Raw genomic sequence first — 20,051 nt, forward strand, 5'->3', positions numbered from 1 at the left:
ACGGCACGGTCACCCTGCGACGAGCTCGTCGACGGGATCCCCGGCCAGCAGCGGGAGCACGGGCTCGAAGGACGGCGCCACGCCGTCCCCGTCGCCGTCGCCGTCGTTCCACAGCCGGCACCCGTGCCGCGTGACCTCGATGACGCGGTCCCGTCGACGCGGGAGCAGGTGGACGCCGGGGACGAGCACCACGGTCGCCTGCACCCTGCCGAGACCGTCGTGGCGCACGGCGACCGCGGTCCCCGTCGGTGTCGGACGCACGCCGGGCGGCGCTCCGGACTGCGGACCCGCATCGGAGACGATCCGCACGCCCGCGTCCGCGCTCCCCGCCGCACCGGCTGTCCCGTCGATGGCGGACGCGGCGAGCTGGGCGCCGAGCGCATCGAACACCGCCCGCGCGAACGCCCCGGTGCCGAGGACGACGACGTGGGACGGCGACCCGGGGTCGGCGCGGATCCGCTCGGCTCGACCGTCGGGTCCTCGTCCGAGCACCAGCCCCTCGACGACGACGGCGCCGCCGACGCCGACGCCGGAAGCGTGCGGGTCCGGGGTCCACGACGACGCCCCGACGGCGTCGCTCAGCGCGTCGTCTCCGCACACTGCTGGTGCGGCGACTGCTGGTCCGGCGACTGCTGGTCCGGAGACTGCTGGTCCGGAGACGGCATCCGTCGGCATGGTCACGACGACCGCGGGCGGAGGATCGGCACCGGTGCCCCGGACCGTCAGGGCGTCGAGCACCGCGCAACTCGCTGCGGCGACGAGCAGCACCGTCCTGGCGACCACCGGGAGGTCGCCGACGACCCCGACGAGCAGCAGCACCACGGCCGGACCGACCAGGCAGCAGCGGGCGACGAGCGGGGACACGGACCGAGACTGACAGCCCCGCGCGTCCGGGTTCGGGCGCACGGGGCTGCTGGTGGAGACCGGGTCGCGGTCGCTGCCCTGTGGAGGAACGGCCGGCTGGCGGTCAGGGCTACTGCACGAGGAAGAACTGCTCCCCGATGTCGACCCGTGCACCGCGCTCCACGCGGTAGCGACGCCCGGCTTCACAGCGGCGGATGCTCCCGTCGATGTGCCGGATCACCGTGCCGTTGCCCGAGTGCCGGTCGGACACCCAGAGGTCGTCGCCGTCACGCCCGAGCTCGAGGTGCGTCTTGGACACCGACTTGCCGGGGTCGTGCACCGTGAGCAGGTCGTCGAACCGCTCGCCCGGCTGCGGTCGAGGCAGCCGGCCCAGCAGGCCCGTACCGTGCACCGCCGTGCGCTCCCCGGTGCTGAAGTGCAGCACGAACGGCGCGTCCGAGGTGGTCTTGACGACGATCCGCGTCTCCTCGACGTCCTCGTCGGGGGCGAGGTCGCCGCTCGACGGCACCGTCGTGGACCCGACGGGCGGGAGGACCGGGCCGGTCGCCCCCGGGATCGGGGGCAGCGGCGCGGCACGCGGGACCGGCGGCAGGTCGGGACCGCCGGCGCCCTGCGCCGAGGACGGCAGGGTCGGCGAAGCGGGAGCAGGCGGGACCGGTCCTCCGTCGTGTGCGCTCCGGTGCACGCCGGGCGCGGCCCCCTCGTCGTCGGCGAGGTGGCGGCCCGGCCCCGCAGCGGGCTCGTCCGACCGGTCCTCGTGCGCCTGGTCCGCGTCGGGCCGCTCGGCGTCGGGACGTCCAGCGTCAGGCCGTCCGGCGTCGGGCTGTCCGGCGTCGGGCTGTCCGGCGTCGGACTGTCCGGCATCGTGCTGTCCGGCGTCGGACGCCGCGCCGTCGCGGTGCTCGGTGCCGGACCCGGCGTCCTCGGGGACATCCGCTTGCGTCGCGTGGTCCGTGGAGCCCCGCTCGGCGCCGCCGTCGGCGGAACCGGGGTCCGAAGGCTCGTCGTCCACACGGATCTCGTCGTCGGCCGCCCAGTCCGGCCGCGCCAGGGGCAGCGGCACGACGGGCCCGGTGAAGGCAGCCGTCACGGTCGGACGGACGGCGCCGCACTCCGCGCAGAAGATGTCATCAGGTTCGAGGGCGTGGCCGCACACCGGGCAGGTGGCCGGACCGTTCCCCGGAGCGATCAGGGGCGTCGGTGCCGGACGACGGTCGACCAGTGGCTCCACGACGGCGGTGTCGCCGGCACGGGGACGTTCGTCGGCGGACGGCTCATCGACCTGGTCCTCGACCGGCGGCTCGGCTGCCGCGCCTCCGCGGCCCACCCACCACGACGGTCGCGACGGAGCTGCCGTCGGCTGCTGTGCGACGGGCGGCGCCCACACCGGGGCCGTCGGCGGCGCCTCGGGCGCAGCGGACGGTGCCTCGGGCACGGGGGACGGCGTCCCGGAGCCGGACTGGTCCCCCGGGGCCGGCGCGAGACGGGTTCGTTCGGTGTCGGCCTCGTCGTCGGCGGAGGACCCCGTCGGGGACGACGGGGACGCGTCGGGATCGAGGGGCGGCTCCGGCTCCGGCTCCGACGCCCCGGACCGCTCGTCCGTGCGGTGCTGCTCGTGCGTCCACCGGTCGTCCCCGACGCGGTCCGACCGACCCGGGTCGACGCCTTCGGGGCGCAGCCACGACGGATCGTCAGCCTGAGCTGCGGGAACGGCCGGGACCACAGGAGCGGACGGTGCGGTGGGGCGAGCGTCCCCGGTCGCGCCGGAGCGCTGCCGGTCCTCGCCGATGAGCCACGCACGGGTCGCGGGGTCGAGCGTCGCCTCGGGCAGCCAGGCCTCGGCGGCGGGATCGGGACGGCGGCCGTGCCGGTCGGGTTGCCGAAGCGGTGGCGGCGGGGTGTCGTCGACGGGCGCAGCCGGCGCGGGCCGACGGTTCGCCGAGACGTTCACCGACCGCCCGCACTCACCGCAGAAGATCGCCCCGTCGGGCAGCATCGAGCCGCAGTGTTCGCATCTGATCACGGTTCGCCTCTGTCCTCACTCGGCCGTCCACGACGCTCGCCGGCCTCCGGCCCATCGTAGTCACCGGCCCCGGGACGCCCCTGGTCGTGGCGATCAGTGCCGGACGGACGCACCGCACCGCTCGGCCTCCGCCGAGTCGCCGGACGGCGTCGACCCCACCACCCGGCGGAGCGGAGGGACCGCAGCGACACGGCCGCCCGCCAGCGCTGGCGCCGCGTGCGGTCATCGGCCAGGCTCGCGATGGCCTCGTCCGTCGCTGACCACATCCGGTCCGCGGTCGCCGCGTCGACCGCCCCGGGTCCGAACACGCTGCGGTCCGCCAGCGCGGCGAGTCCGGCCCCGCCGCGCCCGGGCGCGCCGGCGACCACCTCGCGCCGCGTCGCTGCGCCCGGCACCTCGTGCCCGCGGTCGACCAGCGCGTCCCGGTACTCCTCCCAGGCTCCGGTGACCCGGGCACGCGGTGTCGGGGCGCGGCGTCGTCGACGTCGGCGCAGCCGTTTGCGCAGCAGCACCACCGCGAAGGGCAGGAGGACGAGCGCGAGGAACCCGAGGGTCGCGAGCACCCACGGCAGGGCTGCGAGCAGCACCTGCAGCCACAGCGGCGGGACGGGCGGTGTCTCGCGGTCGCTCTGCGGCGGGGCCTGCTGGTCCTGGTCCTGCTGCTCGACGGGCGGCGGTGGGACGACGGTCTCCGGGCGCGTGACGGGTTGCGGCGTCTGGTCCTGCTCGTCCGGGATCTCGCGGAGGACGGGGTTCGGGTTGAGGGTGACCCACCCCCACTGCGCGGTGTCCACCTCGACCCGCGCGGTCACGTCCGACCCGCGCAGGGTCGTGGACCCGCCCGACGGACCGGCTGCCGCCGAACCCGGATCCGACGAGGACCTCCGGACGTCGCCGCCCGGGGTGAACCCCATCACCACCCGCGACGGGAACCCGATCTGCCGGGCCATCAGCGCGGCGGCGACCGCGTACTGCTCCTGGTCCCCGATCATGACCGGCGCGGTGAGGAGCTCCTGGATCCGGTCAGCGCCGTGCCCGGACCGGCTGGACCGGTCGTCGCCGACGCCGTGGCTGACGTACCCGGTGCTGGTGAGCCACCGGACGGCCGCGACGAGCTCCTCGCCGGGCGTCCGTGCGTCCGCGGTCGTCGACTCGACCCGCTCCCGCACCGCGTCCGGCACCCCGTTCGCCGACGGCACGTCGGCGGCCCCCGGACGCGCCGAGGCGAGCTGCTCGTCGTCCGGCTGGTCGGGCAGCACGGCCTCGAGGTCGTAGCGTGTGTCCGTCCCCACCCCGCCGACCACCGCACCGGTCGACGTCGCGCGGTCGTAGAAGAAGGACCGGCGATCCTGCTCGGCGTCGGCCCCGCGGAACGTCACCGACTCCAGGTCGCCGACGGTGGGCAACCACACGCCACGGTAGGCGGCGACGTCCACCTCGACGCGCACGTCGCTGCCGCGCACGTTGCTCACGTCCACGGTCGTGGGGACCCGTTCGAAGGTGCCGGAGGCCGAGGACCCGTCGTCGCCACCCACACGGAAGACGACACCGTCGTACGTGTCGAGGGTCGCGATGCGCACGAACCCGCCCTGCGGCAGCCCGGTGACGCGCAGCTGCGGTGCGTCGGCAGCACCTGGTTCCTCGTACGACCGGAACGCGCTGAGCGGGCTCACCTCGTCCCGCGGGTCGAACGGTCGCACGACGTCGGTGCGCGCGACGCTCCGGCCGACCGTCGGCGGGGCGACCGACCCGAGACCGGTCGCGACGACCGCAGCGGCCAGGACCGTCCCGGTGCCGACGAGCGCCGGACGCGCGACGGACCGCCACACCGGCACACGGGCGCCGACGGTCGTCGCCACGGCGACGGCCCGGCGCGCGTGCCGGACCGTGAGCGCCCACACGAGCGCGATCCCGCCGAGGCCGACGGCGGTCGCGACCGACAGGTCCAGACGGCTCGGACCGACCACGACGCCCGCCGCGAAGAGGACGAGCGCCGGGATGCTCGCGGTCTCCGGCCGGGAGGCACGGACCGCCACGGTCACGGCCGTCACCGTGGCGACGAGGGTCGTCACGAAGTACGGGACGAGCAGCGACTCGTAGGACCCGACCGGCAGGCTGACGGTGACCAGCCGCTTCCAGTCGAGCGCGACGCCGGCGAAGAGGTCGACGAGTCCGGGTCCGGTCGGCAGCAGCCCCGCCGACTCCCCCGGGACCGCGGCGGGCACCCCGGTCACGGTGAAGACGGCCACGGTGAGGACACCGACGACCGCCGCCGGCAGCCGACCCAGTGCACCGGTCAGCGCGACCGCGGTGCCCGCGACCACAGCGGTGACGCCGGCGGTCACCATCGACCCGTCCCGGTGGACCGGCCACCAGGCGGTGCTCGCCACGGCGAGCAGGAGCCAGACGACCAGGGTGCCGCCGACCGAGCGGACCGGGGCGCGCCGGCGAGCCGCTCGGCGCGTGGCGCGGCGGCCCCTGGTCGGGCCTTCGAGCGGGGGTGCGGCACTCACGCGGCGGCCGCCGTCCGGTGCAACGCCTGGCGGAGGTCCTCGAGGTAGCCGATGGTCAGGACGGTGAGCCCTGCCACCCGGAGCACCCGGGGCTGGGCCTCCGGTTCGCAGGTGACGGCGACGACCTCGACCCCGACGGGGAGGCGCGTGGCGGCGAGCCGGAGCGCGGGGAGCCCGACCGTCGACCCGACGACCAGGAACGCGACGGAGATGCCCGCCGTGTCGTTCCCGACGATCCGGGCGACCTCTGCGACGGGCAGGCACGCGTCGGACAGCCCGACGGTCGCGAACTCGTCGAGCAGGCGGGTCGGCGTGACGGTGGCGAGCCGGTGCACCGCGTAGGACGGCCGCTTCGCGTACTCCGACGTGCGCTCGGACACCACGACCGAGACGTCCCGTCCGTCGCGGACCGCACGAGCCCCGAGTGACGCGGCGGCGCTCACCGCCAGCTCGAACTCGTCGTCGTCCGCGAACTCGGCCCGACGGCTCGCGAGGGCGACGACCAGGTGCGAGCGTCGGGTGTCCTCGAACTGCCGCACCATGAGCGCGCCGGACTTCGCGGTCGACTTCCAGTGGACGGTGCGCGGGTCGTCGCCCGGGACGTACTCGCGGACGGCGTGGAAGGCGATGTCCGCCGGGGAGAGGTCGGTCGTGGCCTGCCCCTCGAGGTCGCGGACGAGTCCCGTGCTCGTCGACGGGATCGCGATCGTCCGCGGGTGGACGATGACCTGTTCGCGGGCGGTCCACACGACCTCGCGCCGCACCAGCCCCACCGGGTCGGCCCGGACGCCGGTGACCGGTCCGACGTCGAGCACCCCGCGTCGGACCGTCGGAACGGGTACCTGTTCCTCGAACACGCCACCCGGGGCGACGGTCGGCACGGCGACGTCCACGAGTCCGTCCCCGACCGGCAGCTCCACCGTGGTCGGGACCGACGGCAACCGGGCCGGGTTCTCCGCGGTGACCACGACGCCGGCGTCGTCGCCGACCGCCACACGGTGCTGCGGCAGGCGCATCCGGACCACGAGCCGGGTCCGCCCGACGAGGGCGACGGCGGCCACGACGGCGAGCAGCGCCCCGGCGAAGCCCACCACGACGACCTCGCGCAGACCGAAGCGGTACCCCACGGCGAAGGCGACGACCGTGACGACGGCGACCGTCCAGCCCAGGCCGGTGACCACCGCGGCGACCTCGCCCCACAGACGCCGCACGGTCCTCCAGGCCGTCGCCCATGCCTTCGCGACCCCGACGACGGCGTCGGCGGCCACGCCCTCGCGATCACCGACGAGTCGGGTGCGCACGTTCGTGAGCCCGGCGACCGTCGTCGTCCGCTCGGCGGCGACGGAGCCGCGACGGGACCTCGTGCTGCCGCGTCGCGTCCTGGTGCTGCCGGGACGGCGGTCGGTCACGACGCCGCTCGGTCGGCGGGCGGCGGGGTCTCGACGAGGAGCTGCGCCACGACGCTGGTGGCGCTGACCCCGTCGAACTCCGCCTCGGCGTCGAGCACCAGGCGGTGTGCCAGCACCGGGACGGCCAGGGCCTTGACGTCGTCCGGCGTGACGTAGTGGCGGCCCTGCACGGCGGCGTACACGCGTGCGGCACGGATCAGCCCCATGGCACCGCGGACGCTGACGCCGAGTCGGACCTCGCTCGCGGCGCGGGTCGCGTCGACCAGGCGTGCCACGTAGTCGGCGATCGTCGGGTCGACGTGGACCGTGCGGGCGAGGGCGGCCATCTCGGTCACGGTCGCTGCGGGGACGACGCTCGGCAGCGGCACCGAGGCGGACGGCGCCGAGGACGTCTCGAGGATCCGCACGGTGGCGGCGTGGTCCGGGTAGCCGATCGAGGTGCGCACGAGGAACCGGTCCAGCTGGGCCTCGGGCAGGCGGTACGTGCCGGCCTGCTCGATCGGGTTCTGCGTGGCGATGACCATGAACGGGGCAGCCAGGCGGTGGTTCACGCCGTCGACGGTCACCGTCGACTCCTCCATCGCCTCGAGCAGCGCGGACTGCGTCTTCGGGCTGGCCCGGTTGATCTCGTCGGCGAGGACGACGTTGGCGAACACCGGTCCGCGGTGGAAGTCGAACTCCTGCGTGCGCTGGTCGTAGACGCTGATGCCGGTGATGTCGCCGGGCAGCAGGTCGGGGGTGAACTGGATCCGGTTGGTCGACCCCTGCACGCTCTGCGCCATCGCACGGGCGAGGCTCGTCTTGCCGGTGCCGGGGACGTCCTCGAGGAGCAGGTGTCCCTCGCTGAGCATGGTCGTCACGGCGAGGCGGATGACGAACGTCTTCCCGAGGAGCACCTGCTCGACGTTGGTCACGATCCGTCCGGCGACGTCGGCGAACCAGGCGGCCTGCTCGGGGGTCATGCTCATGCGGTGGGGTCCTCGTTCTGGTGGTGGGATCGCTGCCGGGTCGTGACCCTAGCCTGCGGAGGAGGTACTCGGGTCGGTGCCGGACGGCGGGTCGGACGTGCCGGCGTCCGGGGTGGTGACGGCGCCGCGTGCACCGACCGGGTCCTGCTGGCCCTGCACCGTGGCCTTGACCCGGATCGAGGAGTACCCGTCGGGAACCGGGTCGCTCGTGGTCCACGGCGCGCCCGTGGCCGGGTTCGTGTCGGAGCAGACCACGGCAAGGGTGCAGTACGAGATCTCGTAGTCATCCGGCTTCGGCAGCAGACGGCCGTTGTTGTCCGGCGGGTTGATCACCGGCGCCTGCCCGACGACCGCGCTGACCACGGTCGCCCGCGTGGTGAACGCGGTGGCGGTCGCCGGGGCGCTCGACGCGCAGTACTGTCCGTCGGTCGCGCACGCGGTGAACACCACGCTCGTCTCGAGCCCGTAGCCTGCCCCCGCCCCGAGCGACGCCGACCCGCTGAAGCGCACGCGGGGACCGCCGCCCACCGAGTAGTAGAGGTAGGGCGTGGACGCCTGCGCGGTGGCGCGGAGGCCGACCGCCCCGTCGGCGTCGGGCCCACCGGCCGGTTCGACCGTGCCCGTCGGGGCGTCGGGCGTCTGGTAGCCCTGCACGCTGGCCGGCTGCGACGCCGTGCAGAAGAGCCCGTTGTCGGCGAGGGCGACGTAGCGGTACTGACTCGTGATGCGGTCGTTCGCGGACGAACCGTTCCAGACCTTCTCGGCTCCGGCGGTCGAGCACCCGGACGGGATCGGGGTGGACGCCGCGTACTTCGCGATGCGCCAACCGGGGGTCCCGCCGGCCCAGTCGGCCTCGGACGCGCTGAGGGCGACCGCGGTCGTCGATCCGTCCGGCTGTCCCGTGGCCGACAGCTCCGGCGTGCCGGGGGCACCGACGGCCGAGCCGGTGGCCGACGCGTCGTTCCACTGCACCGGGCTGCCGTCGCGGTCGGCGGCGTTCCGGGCGGAGACCCGCACCGTGTACTCGGCGCCGCTCTGCGCGCCCGGGAAGGACGTGCTCGTCGCGGTCCCGACGTTCTTCGTCGCCGACAGTCCCGGACCCTGGACGGACACGACGTAGTTCGAGACGGACGATCCGCTGTTCGGCGTCGCCACACGGTCCCACGCGACGTCGAGTTGGTCCGGCGTCGCGCTGCTCGGCGTGACGCGCACGCCCTTCGGCGCTGCCGGGACGAAGTCGGCGCTCATCGGCGCGGACTGCGGCGAGGGCTCCGAGTCGCCGACGGCGTTCCGAGCGACGACGGAGAAACGGTACGACGCGGACGGGTCGATGCCCGTCAGGGTGCAGACCGTCGCGGTGCCGCAGTCCTTCGCGACGCCGTTCGTCCCCTGGACCCGGTAGCCGGTGATCGGTGCGTTGTTCGCCTGCGGGGTGGCCCACGTCAGCGTCAGCTGGCCACCCTGGAACGTGCCTGTCCGGGTGGGCGCGCCCGGCGCGTCGGGAGTGTCCTGGACGGCGATGGTCACGTCGCCCCAGACGTACCGGGACGGGTCGTCCGTCGCGTCGGCGACCTGGTACTGCAGGTGCGCGTCGACGGGTTGGGCACGGTCGCCGACGGTGACCTGGAGTCGGGACCGGTCGGCACTGGGCGTCACGCTCACGCCGGCGGGGAGACCGCCCGAGAGTCCGCGGATGGCGACGACCCGCAGCCGCTGGTCGGGGAACGGGTTCGTCGCCTGGTCGTTCGCCAGGACGTCGATGGTCGCGGTCGTGCCACGCTCGACGACCGCCCGGTCCGCCCCGGGCTGCACGAGCGGCCTGGTCGAACCGACGATGCCGACCCGAACCACCCCGGCGCGACCGGCGTTCGCGTCGTCCGACACCCCGATGCCGATCGAGGCCGTCGTGTCCTTCCGGGCGTCCTCCGCCACCGAGATCCGGAGCTGCTGGCCCTGCACGGTCGCGGTGGTGCCGGCGCCCGGGCGGCTGACCACCGAGTACCGGAGCTCCCGGAGGTCGTCCGGGTACGGGTAGTCCGTCAGCTTCGTCAGGTCGAGGGTGCGGGAGTCACCGGGCTGCAGGTCGATCGACGACCCGGTGAACGCCGGCGGCTGGTTCGACCGGGGTGTCACCTTGATCGGGAGCACGAGCGTCGCGACGCGGCCCTTGCCGCCGTTCGCGCTCGACCCGTCGGTGACCTCGAACGAGATCGACGCGTTGCCGTAGTACAGCTTCGAGGACGTGAACTGCAGCGTGGACCGGTCGACGACGAGGTCCTGCCCGTTCGCGTGCGTCGCCTTGACGGTCCCGCGATCGGTGATCTGCGCGGTCCGTCCGTTGGCCGTGACCACGTAGCGGTCGAGCGGGATGCGCACGGTGGCCTCGCTCTTCACGGTCACCGCGCCCACGCTGCGGTCCACCTGCGGCAGGGCGTCGTCGAACCCGGGCACGTGGACGAACCCGTAGGCGACGACGTCGGGGTGGTCGCTCCGGGTGACGGAGAACGGCACGACCTGTGACGCGTCCGTCAACCGGATCTCGATCCGACGGTCGCTCGTGACCCGGGCGGTGTCGCCGTACCCGTCGACCACCCCGACCTCGAGGCGGGAGGTCGACCCCTCGGCGAAGAAGACGTTCTGCAGGACGTCGACGGTGACGCTCTCGCGACGCAGGATGTCCTGCAGGTCGAGCGTGGTGTCCTCGACCTCGGGACGGAGCGGCGGGGCGTCGCGGTCGACCGTCACCGTCAGGAACGCGGTGCTGGAACCGCCGCTCTCGTTCGTGACGGTGTAGAGCACCGCGAAGTCGCCCTCGGTCGCCGAACGCGGTGGCGTGACCCGGACCTGGCTGCGGTGGAGCACCTCGGCGGTGACCCCCGGGGCGGTCGGCTCGGCCGCGGTGACGGACAGCTGCCCGCCCTCCGGGTCGGAGTCGTTCTGCAGCACGCGCACGGTCACGGACCCACCGGGGCGGATGGTGACGTGGTCGGCCTGGGCGACGGGGTTCGATGCCTGCTCCGCACGGGGGCTGATGCCGACCCGGACCGTGCCGGTCGCGCGGGCACCCAGCGCGTCGACCACCGTGTAGGTGAACTCGTCGGTCCCGGCGGAGTAGTCCCCGGCGTCGTAGGTCAGCGCATCGGCGGTGACGTCGCTGACCGAGCCCTTCTCGGGGTTGTCGCCGACCCCGACGAGCTGCACCGAGTCGCCGTCGGGATCGGTGCCGTTCAACGGCACGGTGATGCGCACCGCCTGCCCCGCGACCGCGCGCGCCGTCACGGTCTTCGGCACCGGCGGGTTGTTCGTCGCGGCGTCACGCTCGCGCACCGAGATCGACACGGACGCGTCCGCGTACTGCCCGTCCGGACCGTGGACGCGGTAGACCGCGGTGTGGTTGCCGGGTGTGTCCGGGGCGAGGTACCGGAGCCGGTCGCCGGACACGAAGAGCAGCCCGCCGTCACCGGGCACGTTCTGCACGAGCTGCGGGTCGAGCGTCAGCGGCTCGCCCTCCGGCTGGGTGTCGTTCGCCAGCACGTCGATCTCGGCGACGTCGCCGACCCGCACCGTGGCGGAGTCGGACTGCGCGACCGGCGGCTGGATGCGGTCCGGTCGCGGGATCTCGACGACGGTGATCGTCCCGGTGGCGCTGGCCAGACCGTTCGACTCCGTGTACGCGAAGGTCACCGGTGCGTCGAGCGGCGCGGTCAGGGTGACCCGCACGACGTGCTGGTCGAGGATGCTCGCCTCGACCCCGCTGCCACGGCCGGGGCCGTCGAGCGCCGTGACCATGAGCACACCGCCGGCCGGGTCGGTGTCCGTCGCGGTGACGTCGGTGTCCTTCGTCGAGAGGGTGGTCACGAACACCGTCTTCGGCGTCGTGATCGGTGGTGTCGAGGCGTCGGGCGGAGCGAGCACGGAGACGCGCACGACGCCGCTCGCGGTCTTCGTGCCGTCCGTGACGGTGTACTCGAGCTGGTGGTCCCCCGCTCCGGCCCCCTGGACGCGGAACGTGCCCGCGTCGTAGGACGGGGTGACCGTCAGGCCGCTCGACGAGGAGACGCTGGTGAGCGTGACGGCTCCGTTGCCCCCGCGGACGTGGTCGAGCGGCGTCACCGTGAACGCCTTGCCCGCGTAGCCCTGCACGGCGAACGCGTCGGCGCGCAGCGGCACGCTCCCCTGGGCGGCGACACGCACGGTCATCGATCCGCGGCCGGGGTCGCGGCCGTCGCTCACGACGAGCTGGACGCTGCGGTCACCGGTGCGACCGCTCGCGTTGCGGAAGTCGAGCAGCCCGTCCGGTGTCGTGGAGACGCGGTCGCCGTCCGCCGAGGCGGACTCCAGGTAGACCGGGTCGCCGTCGGGATCGACCCAGTCCGACAGCACGTCGGTGACGACGTGCCCGTTCTGCACGACGTCCGCCGAGGTGCTCCGGACCTGCCGCGGTGGCTCGTTCTCGGACTCGGGGCGGACGGTCACCCGGACGGTCGCGCTGGCCGACCCGCCGTTGCCGTCGGTGATCGTGTACGGGAACGAGAGCGTGCCGCTGGCCTCCGCCGTGAGCGAGACCTGGAGCCGCTGGCCGTCACCGACGACGGCGACGCTGCCCTGGCCGTCGGGGACGTCGCCGACCTCGCTGATGACGAGTGGGTCGCCGTTGGGGTCGTAGTCGTTGAGGAGCACCGGCAGGCTGGTCGTGCGACCCGGTCGTGCGCCGAGGTCGTCGTCCACCGCCACGGGCGGCTTCTGCTCCTTGTCCACCTGCGGGTCGTCGTCCGACACCCGTTCCTGCTGCCGCTCGTCGTCCTGGTCGACCAGGTCCGCCCAGTTGTCGATGAGCTGTCCACTGCGGCCGATGGCCCACGACCGCCCACTGCGCGGGTCGTTCGCCACGACGGTGTCGCCGTTGTGCACGATCTGCAGGTCGTCGGCGTCGGCGGTCTGCGCGAGCCGCTGGAGGCCGGTGCCCCGACACGAGTCCATCGCCTGTCCGCCCGCCCACGCGGCGTAGGTGCAGGAGCCGACGACGGTCGGTCGTGCCGCTCGACCCGACACCCGGAGCGCGGTCCGGTCCACCTGACCGGAGGCGGAGACGCGCACCAGCCCGGCCGTCCCGGCGACGAGGACCGTGGACGAGGAGTCCGAGGACCGCTGCAGCGCGGGCGATCCACCGACGCGGTCGCCGAGGTCGACGCTGTCCCCGTCGACCGAGAGCTGCCCCGAGGTGCGGTCGAGCACGGCGACGTGGTCCCCGAAGGACGCCACCTGGAACTCGTGGCTGCGGTCGAACCGGACCTCCCACCGCCGCTCGACGGTCAGCTCGGTGCCGACGTCGACGAGGGAGGCGCGGCCGGTGCGCGGCGAGTACACCGCGACCCGCTCGTCGGAGGCGTCGAGGACGGCGTCGGCGCCGAGGCTCAGGTCGGCCTTCGTGGACGCGTCGAAGTCGGACAGCTCGGCCGCCGGGGTCGCCCAGAGCTCGCCCGTGTCGCCGTTCCCGACCACCGCGGTGTCCCCCGCGAAGAAGACCTGCGGCGAGCCCGCCGGCAGCGTCACGGCATCGCCCACGGTGGCGTCGGCGACGTCGACCTTCGCGACGGTGCCCTTCGTGCCGTCCACGCTGTACACCTCGGAGCCGCGCTGCACGACCGAGAGGTCGTCGCTCGGGGTGTCGACGGCGGTGTTGAGCTCGAGCACGCCGGTGTTCGCGCGCCCGACGGCGCCGTACTCCGCCGACGGCACCCAGACGGTGCCGTCCCCCAGGTCGACCCGTTGGGTGTGGTACCCCGTGGACACCACCGCGGCGGTCGCGACGACGGCGCCGACGAGGATCGACGCGCAGGCCGTGACCGCCGCGGAACGGTGCTCGGCGAGGAACGCCCGGATCACCCGGCACTCCCGATCGTGCCGCACTGTTCGGGACTCGCGGCCCCCGTCCTGCCGTCCCGGTTCACCGCGACCGTGATGCACTGCTCGGTACCGGGATCCCCGGACACGACGAAGGTGGTGCCGGTCTGCTGGCTCGTCGCGCCGGCCGACGTGATGACGTAGGTGTCCCCGGCACGGAGCCCGGGATCGTCCCAGCTGAAGGACACCGAGTCGCCTCCCCCGCGTGCGGTCACGTCGCGCACCGTCGGGACGGACCCCGTGCCGGCGCGCGTCACGAGCAGGACGCTCACCACGGCGAGGGCCGCGACCACGACGACACCGGCCGCGCCGGCGACCACGAGGGTCGAGCGCTTCCGGCGACGCGCGATCGTCGCCGACCCGGTGCGGTGCACGGTGCCGACGCTCTGGACGCCGACGGACGTCCCGCCCCGCACCGCCCGCCGTGTCCGTCGGCGGGCCGCCACACGCGAGGGTGCCTGCAGTTCCCGCACGACGGTCCGGTCGCCCTCCGACGACGGGGTGGCCACCGCCCACGACTCGACCGCCACGTCGGCCGGGGTCTGCGGGATCCCGAGCTCCGCCTCGACCTGTTGGAGCCCGCGGACGAACTCCATCACGGTGGCGGGACGAGCAGCCGCACGACGGGCCATCGCCGTCGCGAGCAGCCGTTCGAGCGACGGGGGCACGTCGGTCCGGCCGGTCGACCCCACGCCGCCCTTGTCGATCCGGTCCATCAGGTCTGCCGCCGAGTTCCTGCCGCCCGGGACCTCGAACGGAGAGCGCCCCGCGAGCAGCGAGTACACGGTCGCTGCGAGCGAGTAGACCTCGGACTGGACGGTGCCGCGGGACTCGTCCCCCAGCACCTCGGGCGCGGACCACGGGATGGACATGCCCACCGGCTCGTCGGGGTCGGCGCTGCCGATGGTCGCGGCGATGCCGAAGTCGGAGAGGACGGGGCTGCCGTACGCGGTGCGCAGGATGTTCGAGGGCTTCACGTCTCGGTGCAGCACGCCCTCGCGGTGGGCCGTCTCGAGCGCGGAGCCGATGCGGACACCGACGGCCAGGACCTCGGACACGGGGAGCGGCTCGCGTCGGTAGCGCTGGCTGAGCGACGACGAGCACAGCTCCATGACGAGGTAGGGACGGCCGTCGGCCGCGATGCTCGCCTGGAACACCGTGAGGATCGCGGGGTGCGTGCTGAGCCGCGCCATCAGGTTCGCCTCGGCCTGGAACATCTGCCGCACGCGCTCGTCCACGACCTCGTCGAGGAGCACCTTCACCGCCACCTGCCTGCGTGGCATGTCCTGCTCGTAGAGGAAGACGTCGGCGAAGCCCCCGGAGCCGAGGACGTGGACGGGGGTGAACCCGGCGATCACCGGCGGGTCGGACGGCAGGCGTCGAGCCATCAGCGTCGTTCCCTTCCCCGGCCCGCGGCCGGCCCTTCCGTTCGTCGCGGCCAGGCCATTCTACGAAGGGCGATCCGACAGCCGGCGGCCGTGGGCGTCCCTGTGGAGGACGACCATCCCCCACTTCGGGGGTGGTCGTACGGGTGCGACGCTCAGTGGCGCGGCAGGGTGTCCTCGACGTCGGAGTCCTCCGGTGCGGTGTCGACCTGCACGACCACCACGGTGACGTTGTCACGACCGCCGGCGACCACCGCGTCCCCGACCAGACGTTCCGCCAGTGCCTGTGCCGCGGGCACCCGGGCCGCGATCCGGGCGATGCCGACGTCGCCGAGCTCCTTGGTGAGGCCGTCGGAGCAGACGATGTAACGGTCCCCCGCGCGGAGCGGCAGGGTCCACCAGTCGGGCTCCGGGGGCTCGCCGAAGCCGACTGCCCGCGTGATGACGTTGCTGTCGGGGTGCTGCTCGGCGTCCTCGGCCCGGAGCAGCCCGGCGTCGACCATCTCCTGCACGACCGAGTGGTCGATCGTCACCCGACGGAGCGCGCCGGACTCGATCCGGTAGGTGCGGGAGTCGCCGACGTTGAAGACCAGCGCTGCCGGCTGCCCGTGGGACGCGACGAGTGCGACCCCGGTCACGGTCGTGCCGGCGCCGAGGGCGTTGCCACCGGCAGCGCGCTCGATGTCGGCGGTCGCGAGCAGCAGCGCGCGCTGGATGTCCTGACGGCTGGTGAAGGCACCGCTGGTGACCTGGTCGAGACGACGGACGACCGCGTCGCTCGCCCGGTCACCCGCGAGGTGTCCGCCCATGCCGTCGGCGACCACGAAGAAGGGTGCGCCGACGAGGTAGCTGTCCTCGTTGTGGTCGCGACGGCGACCGACGTCGGTCGCCGCTCCCCACGAGAGCGTCAGGGGTGTGCCGGCAGCGCCGGGGACGTCGATGGCGTGCTCGGTGGCAGCTCGGCCGAGTTCGGTCACGGTTTCAGGGTCGCTCTCTGGGAGTGGAGGGGCGTGCCGGACGATGGGTCCGTCACGGGGCCGGCGGGAACGGTGGGAGGCCGTCGTCCGGTCCGGCCCGGAGGTGCGGCGACAGGACCTCGATGACGTTGCCGTCACCGATCTCGACGAGCGTACCCGTCAGGACGACGATCGATGCACCCGCCGTCATCCGGAACGGCGCGGCGCCGGGAGGGCGGACGACGGTCCCGTTCGTCGACCGCAGGTCCGCGACGACGGCGGCCTCGCCCTCGGCGTGCAGCAGCACGTGCGACGACGACACCTGGCCGCTCGGCGACGGGACGGTCACCAGGACCGGCCCGCCGTCGACGACGACGCGCGGCGCGGCGGGCCGACGACCCACCACCAGGGGCCGGTCGAGGCGGACCACCCGGCCGCCGACGCGGACCGACGGGGTCCGTCGGACGAGCGGCCCGTCCTCGGCACGTGGTGCTCCCGCTCCGGGCGGCACCACCGGCAGTGGACCACCGGGACGAGCACGCAGGACCGTGTCCTCGTCGGACGGTCCGGCCCCCGGTCGCGCACCGCGCCCGGGCCGGACGACCGTGTCGCCGTAGGGGTCGCCGTACGGATCGTCGTCGAGGGCACCGTCGGCGGCCGCAGCGGCGGCGCCGAGGGCACGGAGGCCGGCGCTCCCCGTGCGGGACGGGTCACGACCTGCGTCGGTCGGCGACGGTCGGGCACCGGGGCGCGCACGGATGACCGTGTCGTCGTCCTCGCGCACCGGTTCCCGCACCATGGTCATCCCACCGTAGACGATCCGGTCGACCCCGTGGGAGTGCCCCACGCCGGTCCGTGGCCGGACCGGACCGCGCGCAGGATCAACCACCCGAACGGGTCGTCCGGTCGGGAGTCGAGGGCGTGCCGGGCGCGGACCTCCGCACGGGCGGACGACCCGAGCGCCCAGGCACACCAGGCGCCCAGCGCCAGCGCACCGGCCGCCCCCACCGCGACGTCGCCGCCCGGGGCTCCGTCCGCACGCCAGGTCCGCCATGCCGAGGCACACCGGTCGCCGGCCAGCCGGAGTCGCGCGCGGTCCGGCTCCGGACCCGAGCCGCCGAGCGCGGGCGGCGTCGGATCGTGGAACGGGTCGAACGGCACGACCGTCCGGGGGTCCGGCCGGTCACGCGCGGCCAGGAAGCCGACCAGCGCGAAGCGGGTCGCGAGGGCGCCGCACGCCGTCGCGACCGCGACCGCCTGCGGTCGGGCGAGCGCTTCCGCGCCGCTGCCTCCACCGGTCGCCGCCGGCGGCGCCACGAGGGCGACGCAGGCGGCACGCAGCGTGACCGCGGCGGCGATCTCGCGCGGGTAGCGCACCAGGGTGGGTGGGAGTCCGTGTCTCGTCGAGGTCATGCACGAGATCGTGACGGGAGGAGCGCCTCCAGGCCGGCGAGCCCCGACCTGTCTGTGGACGGCCGCGGCTGTCCGGGCGGTTGTGCAGGAGCGAGCGCTGCTCCGCCGTCAGACCCGCGCGGGCTCGAGGCTCTCCGCGACCAGGTCCCAGCCGTCGTCGGTCCGCTCCACCACGACGCCGTGCTCGCCCGCCCACCGCAGGAGCGAGGCCGGGTCGCCGACGTCCGCACCGGTCCGTGCGAGCAGCGCGGTCAGTCGACCCTTCGCCGTCTTGTTCCAGTGGTTGAGCGCTCGACGTCGTCCGCCGCCGTCGACACTGACCACCCGCAGGACGACCGCGTCGTCCAGGGGTCCGAGCGATCGGTAGCCCTCGGAGCGCAGGTCGAGCACGAGACCACCGGTCCGAGCGCCGAGCACGTCGCTGGACGGTCCCGGCCAGTGCTTCGCGAGCCGGAGCGCACCGAGCCTCGAGTCGTGCGAGAGCCGGTACGCCGGGATGTGGTCGCCCGCACCGATCGGTCCGAACATCGCGGACTGGACCAGCACGTGGTCCGTCCACCAGCGACGTGTGGCGTCGTCCGCGCCCGTGGCGTCGAGCGGGTCGTAGAGCACGCCCGTGTAGCGCTCGACCGCCGGCAGAGTCGGCGCGGTGTCGAGCTCGAGGTTGCGGAGGCGCTCGGCGACCGACTTCGGTCCGAGCTTGAGGGCCGTCCGTGCCGTGGACTCCTCGGAACTGACGGAGCGGGCCGCGGTGATCACCGCGGCCCGCTCGTCGGCCAGTTCCGGGAAGGACAGCGCACCCAGGTCGAGGGTGCGTGCCGTGTCCCCGCCCTCCCGCTTCGTCTCGGACGGCGGGAGGAGGACGGTCAGTCCGGTCAGGACGCCAGCGCGGCCTGCCGCGCCACGATCGTGACCGTGTCGTGCTCGACCGACAGGAAGCCGTCCTCGGCGTCCGCCGTCACCGTCGAGCCGTCGGCCCGGGTGATGCGGACCTGGCCCTGCGCGAGGGTGGCGAGCAGCGGCTCGTGCCCCGCGAGGATGCCGATCTGGCCCTCCGTCGTGCGTGCCACGACCATGGTGGCGTCGCCCGTCCAGACCTCACGGTCCGCCGAGACGACGCTCACGGTGAGTGCCGCCATGTCAGCGGTTCTCCTTCTGGATCTGCGCCCACTTCTCTTCGACGTCGTTGATGCCACCGACGTTGAAGAAGGCCTGCGTCGCCACGTGGTCGAACTCGCCGTCGGCGATCGCGCGGAAGGACTCGATCGTGTCCTTGAGCGGGACCGTCGAACCCTCGACACCCGTGAACTTCTTGGCCATGTAGGTGTTCTGCGAGAGGAACTGCTGGATGCGACGAGCGCGCTCCACCGTGATCTTGTCCTCTTCGGAGAGCTCGTCGACACCGAGGATCGCGATGATCTCCTGCAGCTCCTTGTTCTTCTGCAGGATCTGCTTGACGCGCGTCGCCGTCTCGTAGTGGTCGGCACCCAGGTACCGGGGGTCCATGATCCGCGACGTGGAGGTCAGCGGGTCGATGGCCGGGTACAGACCCTGCGACGCGATCTCACGCGAGAGCTCGGTCGTGGCGTCGAGGTGCGCGAACGTGGTCGCCGGAGCCGGGTCGGTGTAGTCGTCGGCCGGCACGTAGATCGCCTGCAGCGAGGTGATCGAGTGACCACGCGTCGAGGTGATGCGCTCCTGGAGCACACCCATCTCGTCGGCGAGGTTCGGCTGGTAGCCCACCGCGGACGGCATGCGACCGAGCAGCGTCGAGACCTCGGAGCCGGCCTGCGTGAAGCGGAAGATGTTGTCGATGAAGAGGAGCACGTCCTGCTTCTGGACGTCGCGGAAGTACTCCGCCATCGTCAGCGCCGACAGGGCCACGCGCAGACGCGTTCCCGGCGGCTCGTCCATCTGGCCGAACACGAGGGCGGTCTTGTCGAAGACACCCGCCTCTTCCATCTCGCCGATGAGGTCGTTGCCCTCACGGGTGCGCTCGCCGACACCGGCGAACACCGACACACCACCGTGGTCCTGCGCGACGCGCTGGATCATCTCCTGGATGAGGACCGTCTTGCCGACGCCCGCACCACCGAAGAGGCCGATCTTGCCACCCTGCACGTACGGCGTGAGGAGGTCGATCGACTTGATGCCGGTCTCGAACATGGTGGTCTTCGACTCGAGCTGGTCGAAGGCCGGCGCCTTGCGGTGGATCGGCCAACGCTCGGTGATCTCGAGCTTCTCGTCGGTGTTGAGCACGTTGCCCAGCACGTCGAAGACCTTGCCCTTGGTGACGTCGCCGACGGGGACCGAGATCGGGGCGCCCGAGTCACGGACCTCCTGACCACGGACCAGGCCGTCGGTCGGCTTCAGCGAGATGGCGCGGATCAGGTCGTCGCCGAGGTGCTGCGCGACCTCGAGGCCGATCTCCTGCGACGAGTCACCGATGGTGATGGTCGTGTACAGGAGGTTGTACATCTCCGGGATCGCGTCGTGCGGGAACTCGATGTCGACGACGGGACCCGTGACACGGGCGATCCGGCCGACACCGGGCGCCGACGACGTCTCGACCGCGGTGGTGGCGGTGTCGGTCATGGCTGGTGCCTTCCTGAGGGG

At 73.7% G+C, this 20,051-nt stretch carries 13 protein-coding genes; all 13 read right to left on the reverse strand.

Going from position 1 to position 20,051, the window contains the following annotated elements; all coding sequences use genetic code 11:
* Positions 1 to 9: 9 nt before the first annotated feature.
* Entirely contained in the window at positions 10 to 864 is an 855-nt protein-coding gene (locus NI26_RS16900; RefSeq protein ID WP_066654597.1) for a hypothetical protein, read from the reverse strand.
* Positions 865 to 973: 109 nt separating this feature from the next.
* Positions 974 to 2,887, reverse strand: coding sequence for a zinc-ribbon domain-containing protein (locus NI26_RS08945; RefSeq protein ID WP_144411306.1), 1,914 nt, complete (start codon positions 2,885 to 2,887; stop codon positions 974 to 976).
* Positions 2,884 to 5,400 (reverse strand): transglutaminase domain-containing protein, encoded by a 2,517-nt coding sequence (locus tag NI26_RS08950; RefSeq protein WP_066654601.1) that lies wholly within the window; start codon positions 5,398 to 5,400, stop codon positions 2,884 to 2,886. The genes NI26_RS08945 and NI26_RS08950 overlap by 4 nt, the downstream gene beginning before the upstream one ends.
* On the reverse strand, positions 5,397 to 6,809 hold the full coding sequence (locus tag NI26_RS08955; RefSeq protein ID WP_081984892.1) for a DUF58 domain-containing protein: 1,413 nt from the start codon (positions 6,807 to 6,809) through the stop codon (positions 5,397 to 5,399). Before NI26_RS08955 ends, NI26_RS08950 begins: the two co-directional genes overlap by 4 nt.
* The gene (locus NI26_RS08960) at positions 6,806 to 7,777 is read right to left on the reverse strand and encodes an AAA family ATPase (protein ID WP_066654604.1); all 972 of its coding nucleotides are present in this window, start codon (positions 7,775 to 7,777) and stop codon (positions 6,806 to 6,808) included. The genes NI26_RS08955 and NI26_RS08960 overlap by 4 nt, the downstream gene beginning before the upstream one ends.
* Before the next feature lie 48 nt (positions 7,778 to 7,825).
* Positions 7,826 to 13,663, reverse strand: a complete 5,838-nt coding sequence (locus NI26_RS08965) for an Ig-like domain-containing protein (RefSeq protein WP_066654606.1) — start codon at positions 13,661 to 13,663, stop codon at positions 7,826 to 7,828.
* Positions 13,660 to 15,069, reverse strand: coding sequence for a serine/threonine-protein kinase (locus NI26_RS08970; RefSeq protein ID WP_066654608.1), 1,410 nt, complete (start codon positions 15,067 to 15,069; stop codon positions 13,660 to 13,662). Before NI26_RS08970 ends, NI26_RS08965 begins: the two co-directional genes overlap by 4 nt.
* Before the next feature lie 152 nt (positions 15,070 to 15,221).
* Positions 15,222 to 16,043: a PP2C family protein-serine/threonine phosphatase gene (locus NI26_RS08975; RefSeq protein WP_066654610.1), complete on the reverse strand. Its 822-nt coding sequence runs from the start codon at positions 16,041 to 16,043 to the stop codon at positions 15,222 to 15,224.
* A 52-nt stretch (positions 16,044 to 16,095) separates the two neighbouring features.
* A complete protein-coding gene (locus NI26_RS16540; protein WP_144411307.1) occupies positions 16,096 to 16,821 on the reverse strand; it encodes an FHA domain-containing protein in 726 nt (241 codons plus the stop codon).
* Positions 16,822 to 16,823: 2 nt separating this feature from the next.
* Complete coding sequence (locus NI26_RS08985) at positions 16,824 to 17,435, reverse strand: hypothetical protein (RefSeq protein ID WP_144411308.1); 612 nt, start codon at positions 17,433 to 17,435, stop codon at positions 16,824 to 16,826.
* Between the two features lie 108 nt (positions 17,436 to 17,543).
* Positions 17,544 to 18,314: a YaaA family protein gene (locus NI26_RS08990; protein ID WP_326998617.1), complete on the reverse strand. Its 771-nt coding sequence runs from the start codon at positions 18,312 to 18,314 to the stop codon at positions 17,544 to 17,546.
* Complete coding sequence (locus NI26_RS08995) at positions 18,311 to 18,574, reverse strand: F0F1 ATP synthase subunit epsilon (protein WP_058729238.1); 264 nt, start codon at positions 18,572 to 18,574, stop codon at positions 18,311 to 18,313. The genes NI26_RS08990 and NI26_RS08995 overlap by 4 nt, the downstream gene beginning before the upstream one ends.
* Position 18,575: 1 nt before the next feature.
* Positions 18,576 to 20,030 carry a F0F1 ATP synthase subunit beta gene (gene atpD / locus NI26_RS09000; RefSeq protein WP_066654617.1) on the reverse strand — a complete coding sequence of 485 codons (1,455 nt, stop codon included), beginning with the start codon at positions 20,028 to 20,030 and terminating at the stop codon, positions 18,576 to 18,578.
* Positions 20,031 to 20,051 lie beyond the last annotated feature (21 nt).

The organism is Curtobacterium sp. MR_MD2014, assembly GCF_000772085.1.
Lineage (GTDB): Bacteria > Actinomycetota > Actinomycetes > Actinomycetales > Microbacteriaceae > Curtobacterium.